At 57.3% G+C, this 21,667-nt stretch carries 19 protein-coding genes and 1 pseudogene; 15 read left to right on the top strand and 5 right to left on the bottom strand.

Annotated features, from left to right (window positions below):
• Positions 1-77: 77 nt before the first annotated feature.
• Positions 78-1,088 (bottom strand): LacI family DNA-binding transcriptional regulator, encoded by a 1,011-nt coding sequence (locus IT895_RS11505; RefSeq protein ID WP_085918981.1) that lies wholly within the window; start codon positions 1,086-1,088, stop codon positions 78-80.
• Between the two features lie 177 nt (positions 1,089-1,265).
• Here IT895_RS11505 and IT895_RS11500 point away from each other — a divergent pair, with 177 nt between their 5' ends.
• Positions 1,266-2,075: a methyltransferase domain-containing protein gene (locus tag IT895_RS11500; RefSeq protein WP_085917907.1), complete on the top strand. Its 810-nt coding sequence runs from the start codon at positions 1,266-1,268 to the stop codon at positions 2,073-2,075.
• A complete protein-coding gene (locus tag IT895_RS11495; protein ID WP_199283512.1) occupies positions 2,072-3,079 on the top strand; it encodes a methyltransferase in 1,008 nt (335 codons plus the stop codon). The genes IT895_RS11500 and IT895_RS11495 overlap by 4 nt, the downstream gene beginning before the upstream one ends.
• Here the strand turns inward: IT895_RS11495 and greB are convergent, their stop codons facing one another.
• Positions 3,080-3,616 (bottom strand): transcription elongation factor GreB, encoded by a 537-nt coding sequence (gene greB / locus IT895_RS11490; protein ID WP_199283511.1) that lies wholly within the window; start codon positions 3,614-3,616, stop codon positions 3,080-3,082.
• Positions 3,617-3,810: 194 nt separating this feature from the next.
• Between greB and IT895_RS11485 the strand changes: the two genes are divergently transcribed.
• The 6 genes from IT895_RS11485 (at position 3,811) to cysN (ending at position 8,918) form a co-directional block, all read left to right on the top strand.
• The gene (locus IT895_RS11485) at positions 3,811-4,437 is read left to right on the top strand and encodes a hypothetical protein (protein ID WP_442786535.1); all 627 of its coding nucleotides are present in this window, start codon (positions 3,811-3,813) and stop codon (positions 4,435-4,437) included.
• 72 nt (positions 4,438-4,509) lie between these two features.
• A complete protein-coding gene (locus tag IT895_RS11480) occupies positions 4,510-5,181 on the top strand; it encodes an NUDIX domain-containing protein (protein WP_199283509.1) in 672 nt (223 codons plus the stop codon).
• Positions 5,182-5,183: 2 nt separating this feature from the next.
• Entirely contained in the window at positions 5,184-5,630 is a 447-nt protein-coding gene (locus IT895_RS11475; RefSeq protein WP_085917912.1) for a DUF1249 domain-containing protein, read from the top strand.
• Positions 5,630-6,364 (top strand): metallophosphoesterase, encoded by a 735-nt coding sequence (locus IT895_RS11470; protein WP_199283508.1) that lies wholly within the window; start codon positions 5,630-5,632, stop codon positions 6,362-6,364. Before IT895_RS11475 ends, IT895_RS11470 begins: the two co-directional genes overlap by 1 nt.
• Before the next feature lie 155 nt (positions 6,365-6,519).
• Positions 6,520-7,482, top strand: coding sequence for a sulfate adenylyltransferase subunit CysD (gene cysD / locus IT895_RS11465; protein ID WP_422823549.1), 963 nt, complete (start codon positions 6,520-6,522; stop codon positions 7,480-7,482).
• Complete coding sequence (cysN, locus tag IT895_RS11460) at positions 7,482-8,918, top strand: sulfate adenylyltransferase subunit CysN (protein ID WP_085917914.1); 1,437 nt, start codon at positions 7,482-7,484, stop codon at positions 8,916-8,918. Before cysD ends, cysN begins: the two co-directional genes overlap by 1 nt.
• A gap of 103 nt (positions 8,919-9,021) precedes the next feature.
• Here the strand turns inward: cysN and IT895_RS11455 are convergent, their stop codons facing one another.
• From IT895_RS11455 to IT895_RS11445, 3 genes are read right to left on the bottom strand one after another with little or no spacing between them, the layout of a single operon-like run.
• Entirely contained in the window at positions 9,022-9,831 is an 810-nt protein-coding gene (locus tag IT895_RS11455) for a substrate-binding domain-containing protein (RefSeq protein WP_085917915.1), read from the bottom strand.
• A gap of 34 nt (positions 9,832-9,865) precedes the next feature.
• Positions 9,866-10,588, bottom strand: a complete 723-nt coding sequence (locus tag IT895_RS11450) for an ATP-binding cassette domain-containing protein (RefSeq protein WP_085917916.1) — start codon at positions 10,586-10,588, stop codon at positions 9,866-9,868.
• Positions 10,585-11,289 carry an ABC transporter permease gene (locus tag IT895_RS11445; protein ID WP_085917917.1) on the bottom strand — a complete coding sequence of 235 codons (705 nt, stop codon included), beginning with the start codon at positions 11,287-11,289 and terminating at the stop codon, positions 10,585-10,587. Before IT895_RS11445 ends, IT895_RS11450 begins: the two co-directional genes overlap by 4 nt.
• Positions 11,290-11,406: 117 nt before the next feature.
• Here IT895_RS11445 and IT895_RS11440 point away from each other — a divergent pair, with 117 nt between their 5' ends.
• The 7 genes and pseudogenes from IT895_RS11440 to IT895_RS19390 all read left to right on the top strand — a co-directional run bounded on the left by IT895_RS11440 (position 11,407) and on the right by IT895_RS19390 (position 21,623).
• Positions 11,407-12,288, top strand: a complete 882-nt coding sequence (locus tag IT895_RS11440) for a helix-turn-helix transcriptional regulator (protein WP_199283507.1) — start codon at positions 11,407-11,409, stop codon at positions 12,286-12,288.
• 97 nt (positions 12,289-12,385) lie between these two features.
• Positions 12,386-12,949, top strand: coding sequence for a type 1 glutamine amidotransferase domain-containing protein (locus IT895_RS11435; protein ID WP_085917919.1), 564 nt, complete (start codon positions 12,386-12,388; stop codon positions 12,947-12,949).
• The gene (locus IT895_RS11430) at positions 12,949-14,073 is read left to right on the top strand and encodes an App1 family protein (RefSeq protein WP_085917920.1); all 1,125 of its coding nucleotides are present in this window, start codon (positions 12,949-12,951) and stop codon (positions 14,071-14,073) included. Before IT895_RS11435 ends, IT895_RS11430 begins: the two co-directional genes overlap by 1 nt.
• 92 nt (positions 14,074-14,165) lie before the next feature.
• Complete coding sequence (locus tag IT895_RS11425) at positions 14,166-14,840, top strand: zinc metallopeptidase (protein WP_066317710.1); 675 nt, start codon at positions 14,166-14,168, stop codon at positions 14,838-14,840.
• Positions 14,841-15,059: 219 nt separating this feature from the next.
• Positions 15,060-17,197: pseudogene (locus tag IT895_RS11420) on the top strand (type VI secretion system Vgr family protein).
• A complete protein-coding gene (locus tag IT895_RS11415) occupies positions 17,194-20,574 on the top strand; it encodes a toxin VasX (protein WP_199283506.1) in 3,381 nt (1,126 codons plus the stop codon). Before IT895_RS11420 ends, IT895_RS11415 begins: the two are co-directional and overlap by 4 nt.
• A 524-nt stretch (positions 20,575-21,098) precedes the next feature.
• Positions 21,099-21,623, top strand: coding sequence for a hypothetical protein (locus IT895_RS19390; protein WP_233337228.1), 525 nt, complete (start codon positions 21,099-21,101; stop codon positions 21,621-21,623).
• Positions 21,624-21,667: the final 44 nt, after the last annotated feature.

The following is a 21,667-nucleotide window of genomic DNA, read 5'->3' as shown; positions in this document are numbered from 1 at the left end:
TTCTCTTTCGACTGTTTTTTAGCATTCAATGGGAACGATACCATTTTTGCGACTCTTTTCTAGCGATGCCTTGGAAATTAGCGCTGGGTGGAGCCCCGCTCAATCAGGCCAGGGGCAAAACTCACCGTGGTCGGCATTGCCGATATATGGGGTGCAATGCGATGCATCAAACATTCAATTGCCGCTTTGCCGATCGCATCGGTGGGCTGGCCAAGGGTGGTGATGCCGGGAGGCACTAAGGCGCACCAATCGAGTTCATCAATCCCCATCAAGCCTGTCTTGCCAAGTGTTAAGCCCAACTGCTGAAAAAGGGCAGTCACTGCTAGGGTGGCATTACCGTTACCACACAAAACGGCACAAGCGTGCTGTTGGTGGTCGGCTAAAAAGTCGCTTAGCATTTGCTGCGATGCAGTGCCATCTTCGGTGGTAAGCAGTAATGTCGCGTGATGCAGCCCGCGTAGTTCGGCAGCTTGGTGAAAACGCGACAAACGTCGTTGACGCGTGCTTGATTGTTCGGGCGCTTCGCTGACATACAGTACGGCTTGGTAGCCCTGGGCGCACAAGTGTTCGAGCGCCATATCAACCGCCAGGTGATTATCGAGCCCGACCACTTCCGCCTCCACATGGTCGACGTCGCGGTCTAGCAGCACAATAGGGGTTCCCTGACTCATAATGGTATGCAGCTGGTGTTCGGGGCTGCCGGATGCATTCACCACCAAGCCTTCCACTTGATAGGCGCCAAGCAGGTCTAGATGCTGGCGCTCCTGCTCCGGGTCATTGTCGGTATTACACACGACTAGCGAGTAGCCGTATTGGCGGCAAGCTTGCTCGACACCGTGGGTGATGGCTACTGAAAACGGATTGCGGATATCGGCGACCAACATTCCGATCAATTTCGAGTGCCCCCCTTTTAAGCCGCGTGCCATTTGATTCGGCTGGTAGCCAAGGGTCCCTGCCGCCTGGGCGATGCGCCTTTTGAGGGAAGGCGATAGCCGGTCATGCTCTTCGCCAAAATAGCGCGAAACGCTGGTTTTAGAGGTGCCTGCCAATTTGGCAACTTCGATGAGGGTAGCTCGGGATGAAGGCATAAAAATGGGATTGATATAAATGGTAACGTTCCCAAAGTAGGGCTTTTCGATTTGAAAGGCAATACACGTACATTAGTTGATAACATTAACCCGTCCCTCATCTCCCCTAGAGTGACAAGCGTTATATTCTTCAGAAAGGTAAACTACATGGCTTTGATACAACGCTCGGCCCATTGAATGCATCCACATTATGAATTGACCCAAGCGGGCGATCGTTACTTCGACGGCCTGGTCGACAAGTTTTCACGATCGCTCTACCAGGCGCCCAGAGGCGAGTTGCGTCTGGCTATGCTCGACTATTTATTACCGCAGATGCTGAATTTACAGCAGCAGGCAGTATTGGATATCGGCGGTGGCCTGGGCCAGCAAACTGCGTGGTTTGCAGAGCGAGGGCATAAGGTCACGATGGCAGAGCCCTCTGGCGAAATGCTGGACCATGCAAAAAACTGGCATCGTGATGCCAATGAGCTGCCCAGCGATGCGATTGAGTACCTGCAGGCGCCTCTGCAAACGATTCGGCAGCACGCCCCAGGTCCCTGGCCACTCATTGCCTGCCACGCGGTACTGGAATGGCTCGGCGAGCCGCGTTTGGCCATGCAAACGCTGGCGAGCCTGCTCGCCCCAGGCGGTCAACTGAGTCTCATGGTGTTTAACCGTGATGCGCTGCGTTTTTCCAATGCCATGAAAGGTAACTTACAAAAAGCCTTAAGCGACCAGCTTGAGGGTCAGGGCAGGGGCCAGCGACTGACGCCCATTTCGCCCATCACCCACGACCAGGTTGTGCAGTGGAGCGGGGAAAATGGCTTGGTTGTTGAGTCGGTAGCCGGTATTCGAGTCTTTCAGGACTATTTACGCCAGCCCGCGTTAGCGCCACGCGAGCGCGACACGCTGCTGGCGCTGGAAAAATGCTACTGCCGACAGGACCCCCACTGGCGCCTGGGTCGCTACTTGCTTTATACCCTCAGCAAACCGGAGACCGTCGAATGAGTGCCCAAACGCCTGCCTGCCAACTGCTTGAACGACAGCCAGCGCGCGATGAGCCGCTCTGGGGAGTCGGTCCGCCGTTGGATCCCTGGTTGGTTGAGCAATCAACGGGTGTTGTCAGCGCTGACTTGGCTGTGCTTGACGCTTGGCGCGCTCGGGGTAAATCAGCGTTTAGCCCGTTTGTGGATGAGCATGTTGAGTACCTGGCAGGCGAGGTGGTGCTGTTCTGGCCCAAAGCCCATCAGTTGGGTATCTGGTGGCTGGAGTGGCTATGTGAGGTATTGCCAGGTGACACGCCGGTAGAGGTTGTCGGTGAGCATAATGGAGGCATCAAGCGCGTCCCCAAGTTGCTCGCTGAGCGGGGCATGGAGTGCGACAAGCTGGATAACGCCCGACGCTGCTCGCTATTTGCCACCCGCACGGTAAAGCTCGCTTCCAAGGACGATGTGTGGACGCGTTTCGACGCGCTGGGTCTGGCACTGATCAGCCACCCGGGCGTATTCGGGCATGGCAAGGTCGACGAAGGCACCCGGCTACTCCTGAACGTCCTGGAGAGCGAACTTCCCAGCACACCACTCAGCAACCCTCTGCACGTGCTGGATATGGGCTGCGGTGACGGGATTATCAGCGCGTGGCTAGCCCGTCGCGGGCATCAGGTCACCGCGGTGGATGTCAGTGCGTTTGCGGTTGAGTCGACCCAGCGAACGCTGAGGGTCAACGGGCTCGAAGGCCGCGTATTGCAAAGTGATGTATTCAGTGCTTTGCAGGGCGAACACTTTGATCTTATCGTCAGCAATCCGCCTTTTCACCAGGAGCGTGATGTCAGCTATGGGCCAAGCCAGCGCCTGATCAGTCAGGCGCCGACCCACTTGACGTCAGCGGGCCAATTATTGCTGGTTGCCAATGCGTTCTTGCCCTATCCGGACCGGCTCCAGAACGCATTTGGGCAGTTCCAGACCCTGGCGGATAATCGCCGTTTCAGGGTCTATCGCGCCCAGCAGTATTAATTACCGTTCGGGGGCATAGTCAATGGCTGTCACGGTGTAGAACGTCTCGCCGTTGGGCGTGAGCACTGTTATATCCTCGCCCACTTCCTTGCCCAGCAAGGCCTTGGCCATGGGAGCATCGATACTGATCCAGCGTTTTTGCGTATCGGTTTCATCGTGTCCAACAATGCGTAGAGACAGCGTTTCACCTTCTTCGTCTTCCAGGCTGACAAAGGCGCCAAAAAATATTTTTTGCGTGTTGGCGGGCAGGCGGTCGACCACCTGGAGCTCATCCAGACGCTTGGTGAGGTATCGAATACGGGCGATGACGCGATTGAGTTCCTTCTTGTTGTAGGTGTAATCGGCGTTTTCACTGCGATCACCCTGGGCGGCCGCTTCGCCCACTTTCGCCGAAATTTGCGGGCGTTTTACCCGCGAGAGATGGTCCAGAATGCCTCTCAGGCGTGCTGCACCCTCAGCGGTAATCAGGTTGCTTTTAGGTTCCTGGCGCGGGTCTTTTGCCGGATTGCGCCAACGTGTCATGTTGCGGCCTTTCATTGCCAACTCCCTTCTGGTTAGGCGATCCCCACTTTAACGCGATTTGCCTCAGGACGGCCAAACGTCGCGTCGAATGATTTGCGACTGGCGATTAATTCAAACGTTCGTTACATTGTCCGGGTGGCTTATTTTGCCGACTGGCAGTTATCCGACAACAACAAGCTAAGGAGTTGATAATGGTTCATTCAAACCTGATGCGCTATTTCGCAATGACCGCGCTCAGCAGTTCGCTGGCGCTCGCGTCGTTTAACGCGGTGGCTTATGAAAGCGAGCTGTTCTCGCTTAAGAACCGCTGGGAGCATACGGTAACGGAGATGCCTGAAAGTGAGCGGGAAGAAGCGCTCAGTGGCCTGGCCGACGAAGTGACACAGCTTGCTGAGCAGCATAGCGACGAAGCCGACGTGTTGGTCTGGAAAGGGGTGGTATTGGCCGCTTATGCCCGTGAACGAGGTGGTCTTGGTGCGTTGGGCGTTGCCAAAGACGCCCGGAATACCCTCGAACGTGCTGTCGAGATCGATCCGCAAGGCAATAATGGCTCTGCCTATGTGACGTTGGGGGCGCTATACGACCGCGTACCCGGTGGGCTGATTGGTTTTGGCGATAGTGATACGGCAGACAAGATGTTTCAGCGGGCCTTGCAGATTCGTCCTGACGGCATCGATGTCAACTATTACTACGCGACCTTCCTCCAGGAAGAAGGCAATACCCAAGCGGCTCGGGAGCATGCCCAGCGCGCCTTGAACGGCACCGCCCGCGAGGGTCGCCAACAGTCCGATGAAGCGTTGCGCCGTGACGCCGAAGCGTTGCTTGGTGAACTATAACTCCTTCCACAAATTGGCATTCCCGGTGGCAAGCATTGATAATAGGACAATTGTTATCACCGGGAGCGCCTTATGGCATCCAGCGCCAGCACGTCTCTGCTCAACACGCCGCTAGGCCGCGAAGATGTTGAACTGCATAAACGTGAAACCCTGCACCAGGGCTTTTTCCGCCTGGAGGCGTTAGAGCTTCGTCATCGCCTGTTTGAAGGCGGGTGGAGCGACGTCATGCGTCGCGAGGTCCATCAACGCTTTGATGCCGTGGGGGTGCTGCTTTACGACCCCGCGCGCGATAACCTGGTGTTGGTTGAACAGTTCCGTGCCGGTGCCGTTGACGATCCGCACACGCCATGGAAGCTTGAGCTCGTGGCCGGCCTCGTCGAGCAGGACGAGTCACTGGAAGATGTTGCCCGTCGTGAATCTCTGGAAGAGGCCGGGTGTCATGTGGGCCAATTGACTGAACTGCACTCCTATTACCCCAGTCCAGGCGCCTGTAACGAACGCGTGACACTGTTCTGCGGCTTGATCAATACGCAGGGGGTGGGCGGGGTTCATGGCCTGGCTGAAGAACATGAAGATATTCGCGTCCATGTGGTGTCTTTTCCCACTGCATGGGAACTCTTGGGCCAGGGAAGACTCGACAACGCCATGTGCTTGATTGCACTGCATTGGCTGGCAGGCCAGCGGGCGTCTTTACGCGCCGCTTCCCGCCCAATACCCCCGCAGGGCGAAACCGACGAGGAGTGAGCATGGCGAAAATGGCTTATGTCACCGATTTGAAGACGCTCCAAGCCGAGTGCAGCGCCAACTATTTGCGACTGGTTCGCCTGGTGGGTGACCTGGAAGGCGACCAGCAACGCAACATTGCCTTGCGCGGCGATGACCAGGATTTCGGTGTTTTACAACTCAAGATTTTGCAAAACGCCCCTTACACCACCATGTTGGAAGTGTCGCAAAGCAGTCCGATGGATACCTTGTGGGAAGGGCCTCGCATGCGTGTGCATCTTTACCACGACGTCCGCATGGCAGAAGTCACCGATTTTCAGCGCGAGCGCCACTTTAGAGGGCGTTACCGCTACCCTAATGCGCGGATGCACCAGCCGGATGAAAAGCTTCAGTTGAATCGCTTTCTCGGCGAATGGCTGGCTCATGCCCTGGCACATGGACACACCGTTGATGTACCGGAGCTTCCCTGATGCGCCTGGTGCAAATCACCGATGCCCACCTGTACGCGGATAAACAAGCGCGTTCCCGCGCGGGAGTGCCCTGGCATCACCTAAAGCGGGTGCTGCAGGCGGTCATCGCTGAGCGACCCGACTTCGTGGTGTTGACCGGTGATGTCAGTCAGGACGAAACAGCGACCTCTTATGCACTGGCCAGTGAGGCGATGTCGCAGTTGCCCTGTCCGTGGGCCTGGATGGCGGGTAATCACGACCAGCCCGCGCTGATGCAAGCAGAACATCCGCTGGTCGATGAGGTGTCGTTGCCGCCCTGGCGCCTACTGCTGCTGCACACCCCGGTTGAGGGGGAGCCCTATGGTGAACTGGGCCGTGACGCCTTGGCGACGCTATCGTCAAAGCTTGAAGGAGATCGCCGACCGACCTTGATCGCGATGCATCATCCTCCCGTTGAGGTGGGAGCGACCTGGATGGATGCCATTGGTTTGCAGGACCGCGATGCGTTCTGGGAGGTCATCAGCGCGTTTCCCCAGGTCAAGGTCATCCTGTTTGGTCACGCCCATCAGACATATACCCAGCGCCATGTAGCCGGTACACATGATGTTGCCGTTTATGGCTGCCCGGCGATTGCCGATCAATTCATGCCTGGGGCAGAACACTTTATGATTGATGAGGCATCACGCCCCGGTTATCGCATCGTTGATTTCCACGACCAGCAGTGGGAAACCCGGGTCGAGCGTGTCACGGTTTAGCCGTCAAAACGGCTTTTTGATCTTATAGGCAGTAAAAGAATAAAAAGATAGTTATTAATTCTTTTGGGTTATTATCGACAAGACGTTACCCTACCCACATCTTAGCGCTCAGCTTTTGCGCAGTGCACAGGTTTGTTTTTGTGAGGTAGTCGGCCATGTCCCAGTTTTCCAATCTTTCAGCCGCGTCGCGGCCTGAAATGCCCGGTGCGCCTAGTGCTGCGCGCATGACGCACTTGAAGCAGCTCGAAGCGGAATCGATCCATATCATTCGCGAAGTCGCCGCCGAGTTTTCCAATCCGGTGATGATGTACTCCATCGGCAAAGATTCCTCAGTGATGCTGCACCTCGCGCGCAAGGCGTTTTACCCCGGCACGCCCCCGTTCCCGCTGATGCATATAGACACCACCTGGAAATTCCGCGAGATGATCGAGTTCCGCAACCGCATGGCGGCAGAGGCGGGCATGGAGCTTATCGTCCACACCAACGAAGAAGGTCGTGCGGCGAACATCAACCCGTTTGACCACGGCAGTGCCAAGTACACCGACATCATGAAAACCCAGGCGCTCAAGCAGGCGCTGGACAAGCATGGGTTTGACGCCGCCTTTGGCGGTGCCCGGCGTGATGAAGAAGCGTCCCGTGCCAAGGAACGTGTCTACTCCTTCCGCGATAAATACCACCGCTGGGACCCGAAAAAACAGCGCCCTGAGCTGTGGAATATCTACAACGCCAAGGTCAACAAGGGCGAATCGATCCGCGTGTTCCCGCTTTCCAACTGGACCGAACTGGATATCTGGCAGTACATCTATCTGGAATCGATCCCCATTGTGCCGTTGTACCTGTCAGCCCCACGCCCGGTGGTCGAGCGTGACGGCATGCAGATCATGGTCGACGACGACCGCATGCCGCTGGAGCCGGGCGAAGTGCCGGAAGAAAAGTGGGTGCGTTTCAGAACCCTGGGCTGCTACCCGCTCACCGGCGCGGTGGAATCCAAAGCCGCCACCTTGCCCGAGGTCATCCAGGAAATGCTGCTGACCAAAACCAGCGAACGCAGCGGCCGCGCCATCGACCACGACCAGGCCGGCTCGATGGAAAAGAAAAAGCGTGAGGGGTACTTTTAATGTCACACCAATCCAATTTGATTGCCGACAACATCGAGCAATATCTGCACGAACACGAAAACAAGGACCTGCTGCGCTTCATCACCTGCGGCAGTGTCGACGACGGCAAGTCCACGCTGATTGGCCGAATGCTGCACGATTCCAAAATGATTTTTGAGGATCAACTGGCGGCGATCACCCAGGCGTCCAAAACCAGCGGTACCACCGGTGATACCGTTGATCTGGCGCTGCTGGTCGATGGCCTGCAGTCGGAGCGCGAGCAGGGCATTACCATCGATGTGGCGTATCGGTTTTTCTCCACCGATAAGCGCAAGTTCATTATCGCCGATACCCCGGGACACGAGCAGTACACCCGCAACATGGCCACCGGCGCCTCTACCGCGAGCCTGGCGGTGATCCTGATTGACGCGCGCTACGGCGTGCAGACGCAAACCCGCCGCCACAGCTTCATTGCCGATTTGCTGGGTATCCAGCATCTGGTCATTGCAGTCAACAAGATGGATCTGGTCGATTTCTCCGAGCAGCGCTTTAACGAAATCGTAGAAGAATATCGTGCTTTCGCCACCAATCTGAACGCCCCCGATATTCGCTTTGTGCCGATGTCGGCGCTCAACGGCGACAACGTCGTCAATCCCAGCGAGCAGACACCCTGGTATTACACCGCGGGCTACGAAGGCAAAACGCTGATTGAGCTGCTGGAAAGCGTCGAGGTCACTTATGACCAGAACCTTACCGATCTGCGTTTGCCGGTGCAGTATGTTAACCGGCCCAACCTTGATTTTCGCGGCTATTGCGGCACCTTGGCAGCGGGCGTGTTGCGCCCTGGCCAAGCCGTGAAGGTGCTGCCTTCGGGGAAAACCTCGCGCGTCGAGCGGATCGTGACCTTTGAGGGGGACTTGACGGCGGCGTATCCGGGGCAGGCCATTACCGTTACGCTGGACGATGAAATCGATATTTCCCGGGGCGACTGGCTCGTCAGCGCCGAGGAAGAGTTGCCGCTGTCAAATGCTTTTGAAGCGGATATTGTCTGGATGCATGAAGATGCGCTGGCGCCGGGCAAACTGTATGACTTCAAGCTCGCCACGCGGGACCTGTCAGGGCAAGTCAGCGCGGTTGACTACCAGATCGACGTGAACACCCTTGAAAAGCACGCCGCGGATTCGCTGAGCTTGAATGCCATCGCCCGCTGCGAAGTCGAATTGACGGCGGCGATCCCTGTTGACAGTTATCGCAGCAGCCCTGGTACCGGCAGCTTTATCATTGTCGATCGGCTGACCAACGTGACCGTCGGTGCGGGGATGATCCGTGGCGTCGCCAAGGCGTCAGGCAGTGGTCCAGAGAAAACCGATTGGGCGGCGTTTGAGCGCGATCTCAACGCCCTGGTGCGTAAGCATTTTCCGCATTGGGAAGCCAAGGATATTCGCCAGCTGCTGTAGGTTTTTACCTGGCATCAACTGGGTAAGATAAGCAATGTGGTTATATAGAAGCCCCTCTGGCAGCATGCCTGAGGGGCTTTTTTATCGATGACTTGTCGGTAGGTTATTCCGCGTTGGGGAAAAACAGCTGTTGGCCATCGACCTCGTAATCAGCGATGGCGGCTTGGCCCTCTTCTGAGACCAGCCATTCATGCCACTGGGCGGCAAGGTCATGCTTCAAGTGAGGGTGGCGCTCTTCCGAGATCAGCAAGCTGCCATACTGATTAAAAAGCGCCTCATCGCCTTCAAACAGTAAGGTCAAGTCCTGCGGGTTTTCAAAAGACACCCAGGTGGCGCGGTCAGTGAGGGTGTAGGCGTTCATGCCCGCTGCCGTATTGAGTGTCGGCCCCATCCCACTGCCCAGCTCTCGGTACCACTCGCCTTGCGGGTTAACGTCGGCGTCTTCCCATAAACGCAGCTCGGCACGGTTGGTGCCGCTGTCATCACCCCGCGAGGCAAAGGCCGACTCGCTTTCGGCAATGCGCTGCATGGCTTCTTCGACGGTCTCGCTGCTTTGAATGTCGGCGGGATCATCGCTTGGGCCGACGATCACGAAGTCGTTGTACATGACATTCAGGCGCTCGGTGGCATAACCCTCTGCGACAAACTGCTCCTCGCCTGCCGTGTCGTGAACCAGCAGGCTGTCGGCGTCGCCGCGCCGGGCGGTTTCAAACGCCTGGCCGGTGCCTACGGCCACCACCCGGACATCAATATCGGTCTTGTCGGTAAACTGGGGAATGATGGCATCAAATAGCCCCGAATTTTCCGTCGAGGTGGTGGAGGCCAGTGTGATGTAGTCGTCATCGGCCAGCGCCAGACCTCCCCAGGCCAGGCTTAGCAGGCTTGCGCTGGTGATGATCGCTGTCTTTTTCATGTCACGATTCCTTCTTTTTGCGAGATGCTCAGGGTTACCAAACCAGCTCACCCTGGATAAATGCGCGACCCTCTGACGAGCGAGGCGCGGAGAAAAATGTCTCGTTGGAGGTGTGTTCCCTCAATTGACCGTTATGTAAAAACACCACGTCATCGGCCAGGCGTTTGGCCTGATGCAAGTCATGAGTCGTCATCACAATGCGGGTGCCGCTTGCGTGAAACGCCATAACGGCATCTTCCACGGCTTTGATTGCTGCCGGGTCCAGGGCCGAGGTGGCTTCATCCAGAAACAGCACATCGGGGTTGAGCAGCCAGGCGCGGGCCAGGGCAAGCCGCTGCTGCTCGCCACCCGAGAGTACTCGGGCCGGACGATGGGCGAGGGAGGTTAAACCGAAGGTGTCGAGCGCTTGATAGGCACGCGCTTTACGCTGGGCACGGGGCACTTTATGGATACCCAGTACGTAGGTGAGGTTATCAATCGCTGAGCGGCGAAGCAGCACCGGCCGTTGGAACACCATCGCCTGTACCGGGGTAGGGCCTTGCCAGTAGATACGTCCAGTCGTTGGGGTAAGTAGTCCGTGAGCCAAGCGCATCAGCAGGCTCTTGCCCGCGCCGTTTGGGCCCATGATGACCGTACGACGACACCCCGACAGTGTCAGCGAGGTGGGGGCCAAAAGCGATTGGCCGCGGTGTTCAAAGCTGACGCTATCGAGCTGCAGGTCGGCGATAGGCGCGAGTATGGACGTTGGTGCATTCATCCCAAGCGCCTCTTGGCCGTTTCGCCCATCAGGTGGGCCATCGCATTAATCAGTGTCACCAATGCCAGTAGAATAATACCCAGCCCGAGTGCCAGAGGCAGATTGCCCTTGCTGGTTTCCAGCACGATGCTGGTGGTCATGACCCGCGTCACACCCTCGATATTGCCGCCCACAATCATTACCGCACCGACTTCAGCGCTGGCACGCCCAAACCCCGCCAGCATGACGGTGACCAGCCCAACGCGGGCGTCCCAGAGCAGGGTGGGCATCATTCTCGCGGTGGATAAGCCCAGTGACTGGAGCTGTTCGGCGTATTCGCCGTGTAATGCCTCGATTTGTTGGCGCGTCAACGAGGCAATAATCGGTAGCACTAACACCCATTGGGCCACCACCATGGCGGTGGGGCTGAACAGTAGCCCCCATTCGCCCAGTGGTCCGGCGCGCGAGAGCAGCAGATAAACACACAGCCCGGCGACAACGGGGGGGAGGCCCATCAAGGCGTTCAACACGATAATCACACCGTTGCGACCGGGAAAGCGCCAAAGCGCCAGAGCGGCACCCAGCGGTAAGCCCACAAGCGCGGCGAGCGCAACGGCCACGAGCGATACCTGCAGCGACAACGACACAATCGCGAACAGGTCGCTATCCATGTGCAGAATAAGCTGCAGCGCGGTTAAAAAAGCATTATCGCTAGCGGGCATAATCAATAGTCAGCATGATGTGGTGTAGGTAGGCAGCATGATCGTTAATATGCAAAGATGCACCCTATGCTGAAATTGGTGCAGCTATATGCAGCATAAAACACTGAGGGTCTGCCGTTGAGCGTCAATTATTTAACCACCAGCGAAGTGGCCGACTATTTACGGCTTAAGGAGCGCAAGGTCTACGACCTGGTGCGCCAGGGTCAGATACCTTGTAGCCGTGTGACGGGGAAATTGCTCTTTCCTCGCCAACAGATTGATTTATGGGTGCTCAACCATCTGGAAGGGGATCAGGCCCAACGCCAACCGCCGCCTGCAGTGGTAGCCGGTAGCCAGGATCCGTTACTGGAATGGGCCATCCGCGAAAGTCGCTCCGACTTGGCCAGCTTGTTTCATGGCAGCGGCGACGGCGTTCGTCGCCTGCTGGAGGGTCGCGCCATGGTTGCCGGGGTGCACTTGCTCGATCCTGACAGCGGTCAATACAACCAGCCGCATTTATTGGGGTTGGGCGGCGTAAAAGATTTGGTTGTGTTGCGCTGGGCAATCCGGCGCCAGGGGTTATTGATTCCCGCTGGGAATCCATTAGGGATTAACAGTGTGGCCGACCTGACGCGCCCCAAGATACGCGTTGCTCACCGCCAACCCGGTGCCGGTGCCGCTCGGTTGTTAACTTACCTGCTCGGCAAAGCGGGCATCATGACAACGTCGGTTGATTGGGCGGCTCACCCGAGTCTGAACGAAGACGATTTGGCGCTGAGCGTTCTGCAAGGGGAGGCGGATGTCGGGCTCGGCGTTGAAGCAGCGGCGCGGCGTCAGCAACTGGGTTTTATCCCGCTTTACGATGAGCAGTTCGATTTAATGATGCATCGCCGCAGCTACTTCGAGCCGAGCATGCAGGCGCTATTGGCGTTTACCCGTCAGCCCCGGTTTGCTCAGCGTGCTAAGGCACTTGGGGGCTACGACATTCGTCAGATGGGCGAGGTGCTGTACAACGCCTAGCGCCCCGCGCATTGGGTATTTGGCTTGACGATTATACAACAGATGCCACACTGGTTAGGTGTTGTTAACGTCTAATCATCACGAAAAGGAGAGCATGATGAGTCAAGCACTAAATGGAAAACGCGTTGCTATTCTGGCGACCGATGGCTTTGAAGAATCCGAATTAAGCGTTCCCCGTGCGGCACTTCAGAAAAATGGCGTTGAGGTGCATGTAGTCACGCCTGAAGGGAAAGGTATTCGTGCCTGGGCCGAGACTGATTGGGGAGACACCTATGATGCCGATGTGGCCCTTGCTGACGTCAACGAATCTGACTATCACGCCTTAGTCCTGCCGGGCGGTCTGTTTAATCCTGATGCGCTACGCCTCAATGATGATGCGCTGAATTTTGCGAAAGCGTTCTTTCAGGCAGGTAAGCCGGTAGCGGCTATTTGCCATGCCCCCTGGATTCTGATTAATGCGGGTGTCGTAGAAGGGCGTCGCATGACCTCGGTGGCGAGCGTCGCCCAGGATCTGCGTAATGCGGGTGCCAACTGGGTAGATGAGCCTGTCGTGGTCGATAGCGGTCTGGTCACCAGTCGCACGCCCAAAGACCTTGATGACTTTAATGCGAAGCTTCTGGAAGAACTTCAAGAAGGACGTCATTCAGGCCAGCACGCTTGATGAAGGTGTTTCGCCAGTGGTCAAGCTTCGTTAAGCGGCTTACCCATGTGATTGCCAAGCCCATGAAACGCGATCTTGGCCGCGGCGGCATGATGGTTCACCCCTATCGTGGCTACGGGTCTCAACGAGAAATCTTCGTCATGGGCAGGGTGTTCCGTCAGGCCGCCCTGGGCCGCGCCATTCCCAGGCGGGGCATGCTGCGCGACACAGCTGACGTCGCCAGGCGTGTCTTTCGTCGCGGATTTTCCGGCGCGGCTATCGAACTTTCCCTAGGTGAAAATCAGCTGTGTGTGACGACCGACCGCGATGGCTACTTCAATGTCCACCTGCCGATCAGTCATCCTCTGCCTATCGATGTTTCCTGGCACGTTGCAGACATAAAGGTTCAGGCTGAAGGCCAGCGGCCCGTTAACACCCAGGTAGAAATTTACGTACCGCCGCCCGAGGCAGACCTGGTGGTGATCAGTGATATTGATGACACCGTGATGTTCACGGGCGTGGCTGAAAAGCTCAAGATGCTGTACCGCCTGTTTGTGCGCAAGCCGCACCGCCGTACTGCATTTCCTGGAGTTGCTTCCCTCTATCAGGCGCTGCATCGCGGTGCCAGCGATAAAGCCGAACGGCCTATTCTGTATGTTTCCCGCGGGCCCTGGGCTATCTATGAAATGCTGGAAGCATTTTTTCAACTCAACCGCATTCCGGTAGGCCCTATTCTTTTTTTGCGGGAATGGGGTATTTCGTGGCGCCATCCCTGGCCGAGGCGAGGGGAGGCACACAAGCGGGATCTGATCGATCATATGCTGGCGCTATTCGATGACATGCCTTGTATTTTGATAGGCGACAGCGGTCAGCATGACCCTGAGGTGTATAGTGAGGTTGTCCGCGATTACCCTGGGCGTATAAAGGCCATTTATATTCGCCGTGTTGATCAAGACCCCGCTCGAGAAGAAGCTATCCAGCATTTACGCAACGAACTGGCCGACACCGACTGCCAGCTGGTACTGGCCGCCGATAGCGTGCTGATCGCCGAGCATGCTCATGCGGAAGATTATATATCGGCGCGAGGACTTCAGGCGGTCAAGCGTGACGTGGCCGCAAGCTATCAGGAGGCTGCCAGCGAATAAAATAGGCACTTTCATCCTTCCCGGTCGTCACGTCCTGTAGAAAAGATGTTTAATAGGTCATGTCAATTCGTTTTGGGGGGCTGGGAACCATGATGTTCGTTGTGCTGATTATCTTCGCCCTGGCGATTTTTGTGCTGCCTAACCTGTGGGCCAAATGGGTACTCAAGCGCCACACTCGGGGACGTGACGACTATCCCGGTACTGGCGCCGAGCTTGCCGATCATTTGCTGCGCCGACTGGGCATAGAGGGAGCGAGTGTCGAGCGCACTGAATTCGGTGACCATTATGACCCTGAAACACGCTGCGTCCGTCTTTCTCCGGATAATTACGATGGACGTTCACTGACCGCCGTCACGGTGGCCGCCCATGAAGTTGGGCACGCCATTCAGCATCACCAAGGTTACGCGCCGCTATTGGCGCGCAGTCGTCTGGTGAAAGTGGCGCAAAAAGCTGAAAAACTGGGCGCGATATTGATGATGGCGGCGCCGTTTCTGTTTCTACTCACTCGGTTGCCGGGCGGGCTGGCGGTGATCATCGTCATGGCCGTGATCAGCTTCGGCACCGCGGCACTGGTGCATCTGGTCACCTTGCCCGTCGAGTTTGATGCCAGCTTCAACCGGGCCCTGCCGCTACTGAAGGAATATGTGCCCCCCAACGATATGCACGGCGCCCGGCATGTGCTGACGGCCTGCGCCTTCACCTATGTAGCGGCGTCGCTTGCCAGCGTGATGAACCTGGGCCGCTGGCTGGTGATTTTAAGGCGCTGAGGCCAAATAGGCTTGCCGCCCCTCGGCGAACTTAGTCAAGCTCTCTCAGGATGTTGTGTTCGCACCTGCTTAATCGCCATTTTGTAAGATATTTCTTAAAATTTTGTAAGACATTGACGTTTCGTGCCTGGGCTGGGTTGTTCTGCCAGCTAGTGCCGCTACCCTGACCGTTTCTCATTAGCGATTAATGGTCCAGGGAGCGGCACGATGTCTGAAAGGATGGGGGCGAACCAAGCAGGCCTGCATTTCACCCTGACGCTACCCGGGGTGGATGATATCGCGGTGATCGACTTCACCCACCGCGAAGCGCTCTCCCAACCTTTCGAGCTGGCGCTCAACCTGGCCAGCCGTGATGGCAGCCTGGATGCCGCCGACCTCCTGGATCGCGAGGCTTCATTAACGATCTGGCAGGACGGCAAACCGCTGCGCCGGGTGCACGGGATTGTCGCTGAATTTGGCCGCGGCGACCGCGGTCATCGGCGCACCTTCTATTCCCTGGTACTGCGCCCAGCGCTATGGCGGCTATCGCTGCGCCAGAACTCGCGCATCTTCCAGAAAGTCGACCCACTCACCATCATCAATACCCTGTGCGACGAGCGCGGCATCCGCGACGTGGCCTTTGCGGTCACTCGCGAGCTCCCCGAGCGCGAGTACTGCGTACAGTACCGCGAGACCGACCTCGCCTTTATCGAGCGCCTGGCCGCCGAAGAAGGGCTGTTCTATTCCATCTGTTTGATGAAAAAGGCGAGGATAGTGACGGCGGCGCCCACCGGCTGGTGTTTGCCGATGACCCGCAGGTGCTCACTAGCCTAGGCGAGCGCAGCTACCACAGCCGCGCTGGCGGCACCGCACCCCTGCACCATGTGCGCAAACTCAGCCATACCGCCCGGGTGGCGAGTTCGTCCGCCACGCTCAAGGATTACAGCTTCAAGAACCCGGCCTATGCGCAGCTGCACGACCACCTGGGCCGGGACGTCGAGCAGCACGGCCAGCAAGTGGACTACGAACACTACGACTACCCCGGCCGCTATAAGCAGGATGCCTCCGGCGAGCCGTTCACCCGCATACGCCTGGAGCAGCTGCGCCGGGAAGCGATCACCGCCAGCGCCGAAAGCGACCTGCCCGAACTGGCTCCCGGCCTGCGCTTCACCCTGACCGACCACGACACTGACACTCTCAACCGCGACTGGCAGGCGATTAGTGTCACCCATCACGGTGAGCAACCCCAGGCGCTGGAAGAAGATGGCATCACGCAAGGTGACGCTGCCGGGATGACCCGCTACCACAACCAGGTCACGCTGATCCCCGGCGATGCGCCCTGGCGGGCGACCCCCAACCCCAAACCCCGCGTCGACGGCCCCCAGGTCGCCTTTGTGGTCGGCCCCGACGGCGAAGAGATCCACTGCGACGAACACGGCCGGGTCAAGATCCAGTTTCCCTGGGACCGCTACGCCGAACCTGATGAGACGGCAAGCTGCTGGGTGCGGGTCGCCCAGGGCTGGGCAGGCGGCGGCTACGGCAGTATTGCCATTCCGCGCATCGGTCACGAGGTGATTGTCTCCTTCCTGGAAGGCGACCCGGATCAGCCGCTGGTCACCGGGCGTACCTACCACGCCGTCAATACCGCGCCTTACCCGCTGCCGGAGCACAAGACGCGCACCGTCATCCGCACCCAAAGCCACAAGGCCGAGGGCTTCAACGAGCTGCGCTTTGAAGACGAAGCGGGCGAAGAGCAAATCTGGCTCCATGCCCAGAAAGACCTGGAGCTGCTGACGCTCAACGACCGCACCGAAGAGATCCGCCGCGACAGCCACCTCAAGGTCCACAACGATCGCATCAGCGAGGTCGACAATGACGACCACCACACGGTGCATAACAACCGCCATACGAAGGTCGACGGCGACGACCACCTGATGATCAATGGCACTCGCCATGAAAAGGTTGGCAGAGCACACCTGCTGGAAGCGGGGCGGGAAGTGCATCACAAATCAGGCGGCAAAACAGTCATTGATGCCGGTGCAGAGATCACCCTCGAGGCCGGGGGCAGCTTCGTTAAACTCGACCCCAGCGGTATTACCATTGTCGGCGCCCAGGTCAAAATCAACTCTGGGGGTAGCCCGGGCTCAGGCAGTGGGCAAGAAGCCAGCCCTCCAGAGCTACCCCAGCATGCAGAGGGAGAGGGGCACGCTCGCACCGACTTCTCAGGCCATGAACCCAGCCAGCAGGCCAAGCGGGTCGAGGCAGAAGGAGTAGGCAAGCGAGAATTCCTCGTCGACGTGACCAGCGGCAGCCAGGATGGTCAGCAGGCGCGCCTGCGCAAGAAGCGTCGCCCGACAAAAGGGGAGCAAAACGGATGAGCGAAGGCGATCTCAAGGAACTGCAAGACGAAGACACCGACCTGGGCGTTCGACGGCGGGTAGAGTACGAAGACGAGGAAGACGGCACTCTAGCGCTGGTCATTCCCAAGCGTGCAAGCGGCGGCGACATCGAAATACCGCTGATGGAGCATGCCCGGACCGTCTTCGAGCGTACTGATGGCAGCTTGCAGGACAACACCCTGCTGGCCGTTCGTCCCCTGGCGGAAGTGGGCCGCGACCGTCCTGTGCAACAGAATGGTGTCACGACTTATACCGGCATCGCCGCCGCTATGCTGCGCCCGGGATACTTATACGTCTTCTTCGACAATCGCTTGTGGCGCGAACTCGAGGTCGGCCCCGACGGCAAACTCAGCGATGTGGACCTTACGCACTATCGCGAACAGGCTGAGGGGGGCGATACCCCCAACGAGCGCGCCAGCGAAGGCGAATGGCTCGATGACATACTGTTGCCAGCCATGCTGCAGAGACAGGCTACCCTGCATCGTGTGCGCCTAGCCTACAGCGAGATTGCCTGGAGTTGGCCTTATATTACGTGGCTGGAAGCAAACCCCGGCCAACTTGAAGTTCGCACCACCGCCGTCGGGCATGCCCATGCCGTGATTTTCGATATCGAGAAGAAGCTCTCCATGCAGACCGGTTTTCCCGCCGGTCGCGTGGCCGACCAGCCAGCGCTGCGCGAGCGCGATCTGGGCATCGAACTGATGCTGGAAGCCCCCGAAACCTTCTCGGCCGATTTTACCGCACCGGCGGGCGAGGAATTGTGCACCAAGCTCAAGGCCCTGTGGGAGCAGGCCGGTGAAACCGACCGGGCGGCGACGCTTGCCCTGGAATGCGAGGCAGGCGACGACCTCCTGGCGAGCATCCGGGAAAACGCTGGCATCGTCGCCGTAGCACTGCCGGATCCTCTATTTACGCTGCGCCATGCCCTGTCACAGATCCACCTCGCCCAGCACTACCTGGATGGCCTCGATAGCTTGCTCAGCGACAAACCACTGGCACATTCCGCTAAATTAGTGCGCCAGGCGCTCTACGATGTTTCAGAAAACGGTGAACAGACGCCTCTGGCTGAATACCGCGACACCATTGATCAGGAAAAATTGAATCGAACACTGAATCAGGCTGAGCGTGATCATGCCGTGGCGCGAGTGCAACATCACATCGAATTATTGGAACCACTGATCAGTGACGGCACCTTAGTGGCGGTATTGCGCGATTACAGCAGCCATCATCAATTAGGCATATGTGAGTTCTATGCGCTATGTGGTGACTTGCTAGGTGTGTTGCAGCAATTGCCCGGCATCTTGCGCGAACAAGGCGCAGCCGCTATAGGGGCCAACGTCAAGACGCTGCTCAGTCGGCTGCTGAGCCGTCATGATTTACAAGCGCTGTGGTGTGCTGACTCAGACAGCGAAGAAAGCGAGAATGGTGGCAGCGGCAACTTCCGGCCAGCGTTTCTCAGCCAACTGGCCGAAGACGATAGCGATATTGATGAAGCGGCTGCCACAGGCTTAGGCATGGAATCTCTGGGCGTCATCGCGCAGAACCTCTCGGCACAAGAGCTTGCCCAGCAAGGCGACGTTATCAGCTTGGCCAATGCCGGTAAGGTCAGTGGGCTGATCAGCACCATCGTAGGGCAATGGAGCCAGGCGGTGTTGCGGGCAGCCGAAAAGGTCAGCGACGATGTGGAGGTCGTTCAGCTAAGGCGCACCTTCACTGCCGTTGGGAACCACGCCAATCTGATCGATGGCAACCTGCGGGGCGAACTACACGTCATGCCGCGTGGTGACGTCGACTTGAACCGCTATACCATCATCGGCGTACATGGCGATGGCATCGAATGGGGATTGAGCGGCCGTGATCGCACCAGTGGCGCCCTGCAGACTCAGCGGGATTACCTTTACGCCGAACAGGTGGATCCAAGAGGCAATGTGAGTGCCTCGACCAGCCCGCAACGCATGTCGGCGGAAGTCGACGATGCCATTCGCCAGGTGGCAGGGCATACCCTGGTATACGTATTGCCAGTCGGGCACCCCGAGGCGGCTAAACTCAACCAACTACGCCTAACGAAAATTGCCGGGCAGGCCAAGTTAGTGATCGATGGCCCGGCGGTGTCGAGGGTGTTGGTGGGGTTTGCGATTTATAACATCGGAATGGAAATAGCAAAGCTAAAAGAAATAAGCAATGCTGGCGAAAGCACAGCACTTCAGTGGTCAAAAGTTATGAGTAGCCTTGTTGACTTAAGCGCTGCTTCGATGAAATTACACACAACACTTTACCCAACTTCATACTCTACAACTGGCATATTTGTACAAAGGGCCTGGTTCGATATGAAGAACTGGCCTTTAATAGGCTCCAGGCTTTCCCAGGTGGGGGCAAGCATGCTTGTCCGCACTATTGGCTTGTTCAACTTTTTTGCGGGCGCCTCCGCCGTGGGCATTAGCTCTTGGGAGTTGCGCAATAGCCTGCAAGGTGGCGACTATGATGCCGCTATAGGCCATGGTATAGCGGTTGCCGGAGGCTCGCTGTTTCTTGCCGCTCCCTTGATGGCGGGGTTGGTAATGATTCCTGGCTGGGGCTGGGCGCTACTGGGGTTGGGATTAGCCATTGGCGGCACCAGCTACGCCGCCATGAATCAGGACACCCCTTTTGAACAATTGCTAAGGCAAGGGCCACTGGGTACACACGCGAGTAGTGATATGGCGTCAATGGATGACCAAGCCTACTACCCACAGCTATTGACACAGCTTAGCCCTGTCGAGATTAACGTTACACGCTACGGTGCATTGGAACCCAATGAGCGACAGGCCTTGCTGGATAGCGTCTGGGAATCAAAAAGAGAAGCACCAAGCAAGCGTGATTATGTCGTGACCATCAGCACGCCGCTAATCAGCCGCTACAAGATTGGGGAAACGCTGAACCTGGCCGTGCAGGAGCTGGAACAGACCGATACCGGCACCACTACCCCACTTGGTACTTATGCACAGTTCTCGCAAATCACCAGGGAACCGGAACCCTTCGAAATTGGCAAACGCCAACTGCTGCCACAGCAAAGCGCCGTACGTTTTCTGGTCAAGCGCAAAGTGGCAGAAGAAAGCTTCGAGATGGGCGGCACTGCCGTAACGTCTACTTCCCGCCTTCGGGTCGCCATGCAGGCCAAAGTCGATTGGGAACTGGACGAGATGGTGCTGCCGACCCCGATGTTGACAGAGTACGAACCCTATGAGGAAAGTCAGCACAGTGAACTGCCTGCTCGGTCAAATCGGACGGTTAACAACCCCTTCACCAACTTAATTCACACCTTGACGGGACAGCCCCAGGATCCACGTTATTGGTATATCAAGGAATTTCGGGTATGACTGAGACGACTTCCTCTCATTATGGCCCCAACACATACTGTGGCGGGGCTATTCCTCCGTTGCCCAAAGCGCCTAAGGAAAGAAGCCGTCTAGGTGAAGACCTGCTACCTTTCGGTGATTATGCCTATATCGACCCCCATCAGCAGGTTTGCGCGGATGCCGAGTTGGTTCAGCACATGGAGCAGAAAGACGAGCAGTTCTATGAATCGGATGATTGGTGGTGGGATCATTGCCATATAAAATTTATGGTTAAAAGCGCAGGGATCTCTCTGGGTATAATGCTAATTCCTTATTCTTGTGCTTTATTGATGTTTGGTGCTGTTTTTTACTTATCTGTACAAGTAGCGATGTACCTTGAGGCAGTGAATTTCTTTTTAGCAATAATCACCATGTTGTGTTCAGCCGTGCTTGGCTTTTATTTAATTGGTACAGTTGGCCCAAAGCTAACTAATTGGTTAATTAATAATCTAGTCAATACTATAGGCCCTTTTCGGAGCTGGCTTGCCAACCGCGGCAATCGCTACATGCAAAACCACCAGAGCGAGCTTAATCGCCAGACTGGCATGGTGAGCTTTGCCCAGGGCAAGAAAAAGCCACCGCTCGTTGCGCCTTTTGTCGAGTTCGATGGCTATGTGGAGCGGGTGGTGCAGCGGGGCGGTGTGTTCTACCGATTGATGTTTGTCCACCGCTATACCGGCAAGCAGTTCAACCAGACGTCGCTTAGCGCCATTGTCGATCATCAGCACGAAGTCCGGGCTACATGGGATATGCTGCAGCGCTATATGGACGTCAGCCAACCGCTACCCGATGTGCCCCGCCTGGAGCCTTTCCGCCACCTCGACCCCACCACCGCCGAGCATGATCAGAAAACCGGGCGCGACCCGCGCTTTTGGCGCGACCTGGATCTGGAAGCCTGGAAAGCGGGCGAGGGCGCCGCTCTTCGCAAGGCGCAGATCGACTATCCCTGGGACCGCCAGCACTGCCAGTTAACCCCTCAGCTCGGGAAGATAGAGATGGCGGCGTATCGGCAACGGCAAGAGGCCGTGTAGGTGAAGACCTGCTGCCTATGATCGGGTAAATCACTCTTTATGCA

The organism is Halomonas sp. A40-4, from assembly GCF_015767635.1.
In the GTDB taxonomy this organism is placed as follows: Bacteria; Pseudomonadota; Gammaproteobacteria; order Pseudomonadales; family Halomonadaceae; genus Vreelandella; species Vreelandella janggokensis.
This window is presented reverse-complemented; position numbering and strand designations above follow the sequence as displayed.

Coding starts and splice junctions, on each gene's coding strand:
- IT895_RS11505 (WP_085918981.1), bottom strand. CDS start 1,088: ATGCCTTCATCCCGAGCTACCCTCATCGAAGTTGCCAAATTGGCAGGC.
- IT895_RS11500 (WP_085917907.1), top strand. CDS start 1,266: ATGCATCCACATTATGAATTGACCCAAGCGGGCGATCGTTACTTCGAC.
- IT895_RS11495 (WP_199283512.1), top strand. CDS start 2,072: ATGAGTGCCCAAACGCCTGCCTGCCAACTGCTTGAACGACAGCCAGCG.
- greB (WP_199283511.1), bottom strand. CDS start 3,616: ATGAAAGGCCGCAACATGACACGTTGGCGCAATCCGGCAAAAGACCCG.
- IT895_RS11485 (WP_442786535.1), top strand. CDS start 3,811: ATGCGCTATTTCGCAATGACCGCGCTCAGCAGTTCGCTGGCGCTCGCG.
- IT895_RS11480 (WP_199283509.1), top strand. CDS start 4,510: ATGGCATCCAGCGCCAGCACGTCTCTGCTCAACACGCCGCTAGGCCGC.
- IT895_RS11475 (WP_085917912.1), top strand. CDS start 5,184: ATGGCGAAAATGGCTTATGTCACCGATTTGAAGACGCTCCAAGCCGAG.
- IT895_RS11470 (WP_199283508.1), top strand. CDS start 5,630: ATGCGCCTGGTGCAAATCACCGATGCCCACCTGTACGCGGATAAACAA.
- cysD (WP_422823549.1), top strand. CDS start 6,520: ATGTCCCAGTTTTCCAATCTTTCAGCCGCGTCGCGGCCTGAAATGCCC.
- cysN (WP_085917914.1), top strand. CDS start 7,482: ATGTCACACCAATCCAATTTGATTGCCGACAACATCGAGCAATATCTG.
- IT895_RS11455 (WP_085917915.1), bottom strand. CDS start 9,831: ATGAAAAAGACAGCGATCATCACCAGCGCAAGCCTGCTAAGCCTGGCC.
- IT895_RS11450 (WP_085917916.1), bottom strand. CDS start 10,588: ATGAATGCACCAACGTCCATACTCGCGCCTATCGCCGACCTGCAGCTC.
- IT895_RS11445 (WP_085917917.1), bottom strand. CDS start 11,289: ATGCCCGCTAGCGATAATGCTTTTTTAACCGCGCTGCAGCTTATTCTG.
- IT895_RS11435 (WP_085917919.1), top strand. CDS start 12,386: ATGAGTCAAGCACTAAATGGAAAACGCGTTGCTATTCTGGCGACCGAT.
- IT895_RS11430 (WP_085917920.1), top strand. CDS start 12,949: ATGAAGGTGTTTCGCCAGTGGTCAAGCTTCGTTAAGCGGCTTACCCAT.
- IT895_RS11425 (WP_066317710.1), top strand. CDS start 14,166: ATGTTCGTTGTGCTGATTATCTTCGCCCTGGCGATTTTTGTGCTGCCT.
- IT895_RS11415 (WP_199283506.1), top strand. CDS start 17,194: ATGAGCGAAGGCGATCTCAAGGAACTGCAAGACGAAGACACCGACCTG.
- IT895_RS19390 (WP_233337228.1), top strand. CDS start 21,099: ATGCAAAACCACCAGAGCGAGCTTAATCGCCAGACTGGCATGGTGAGC.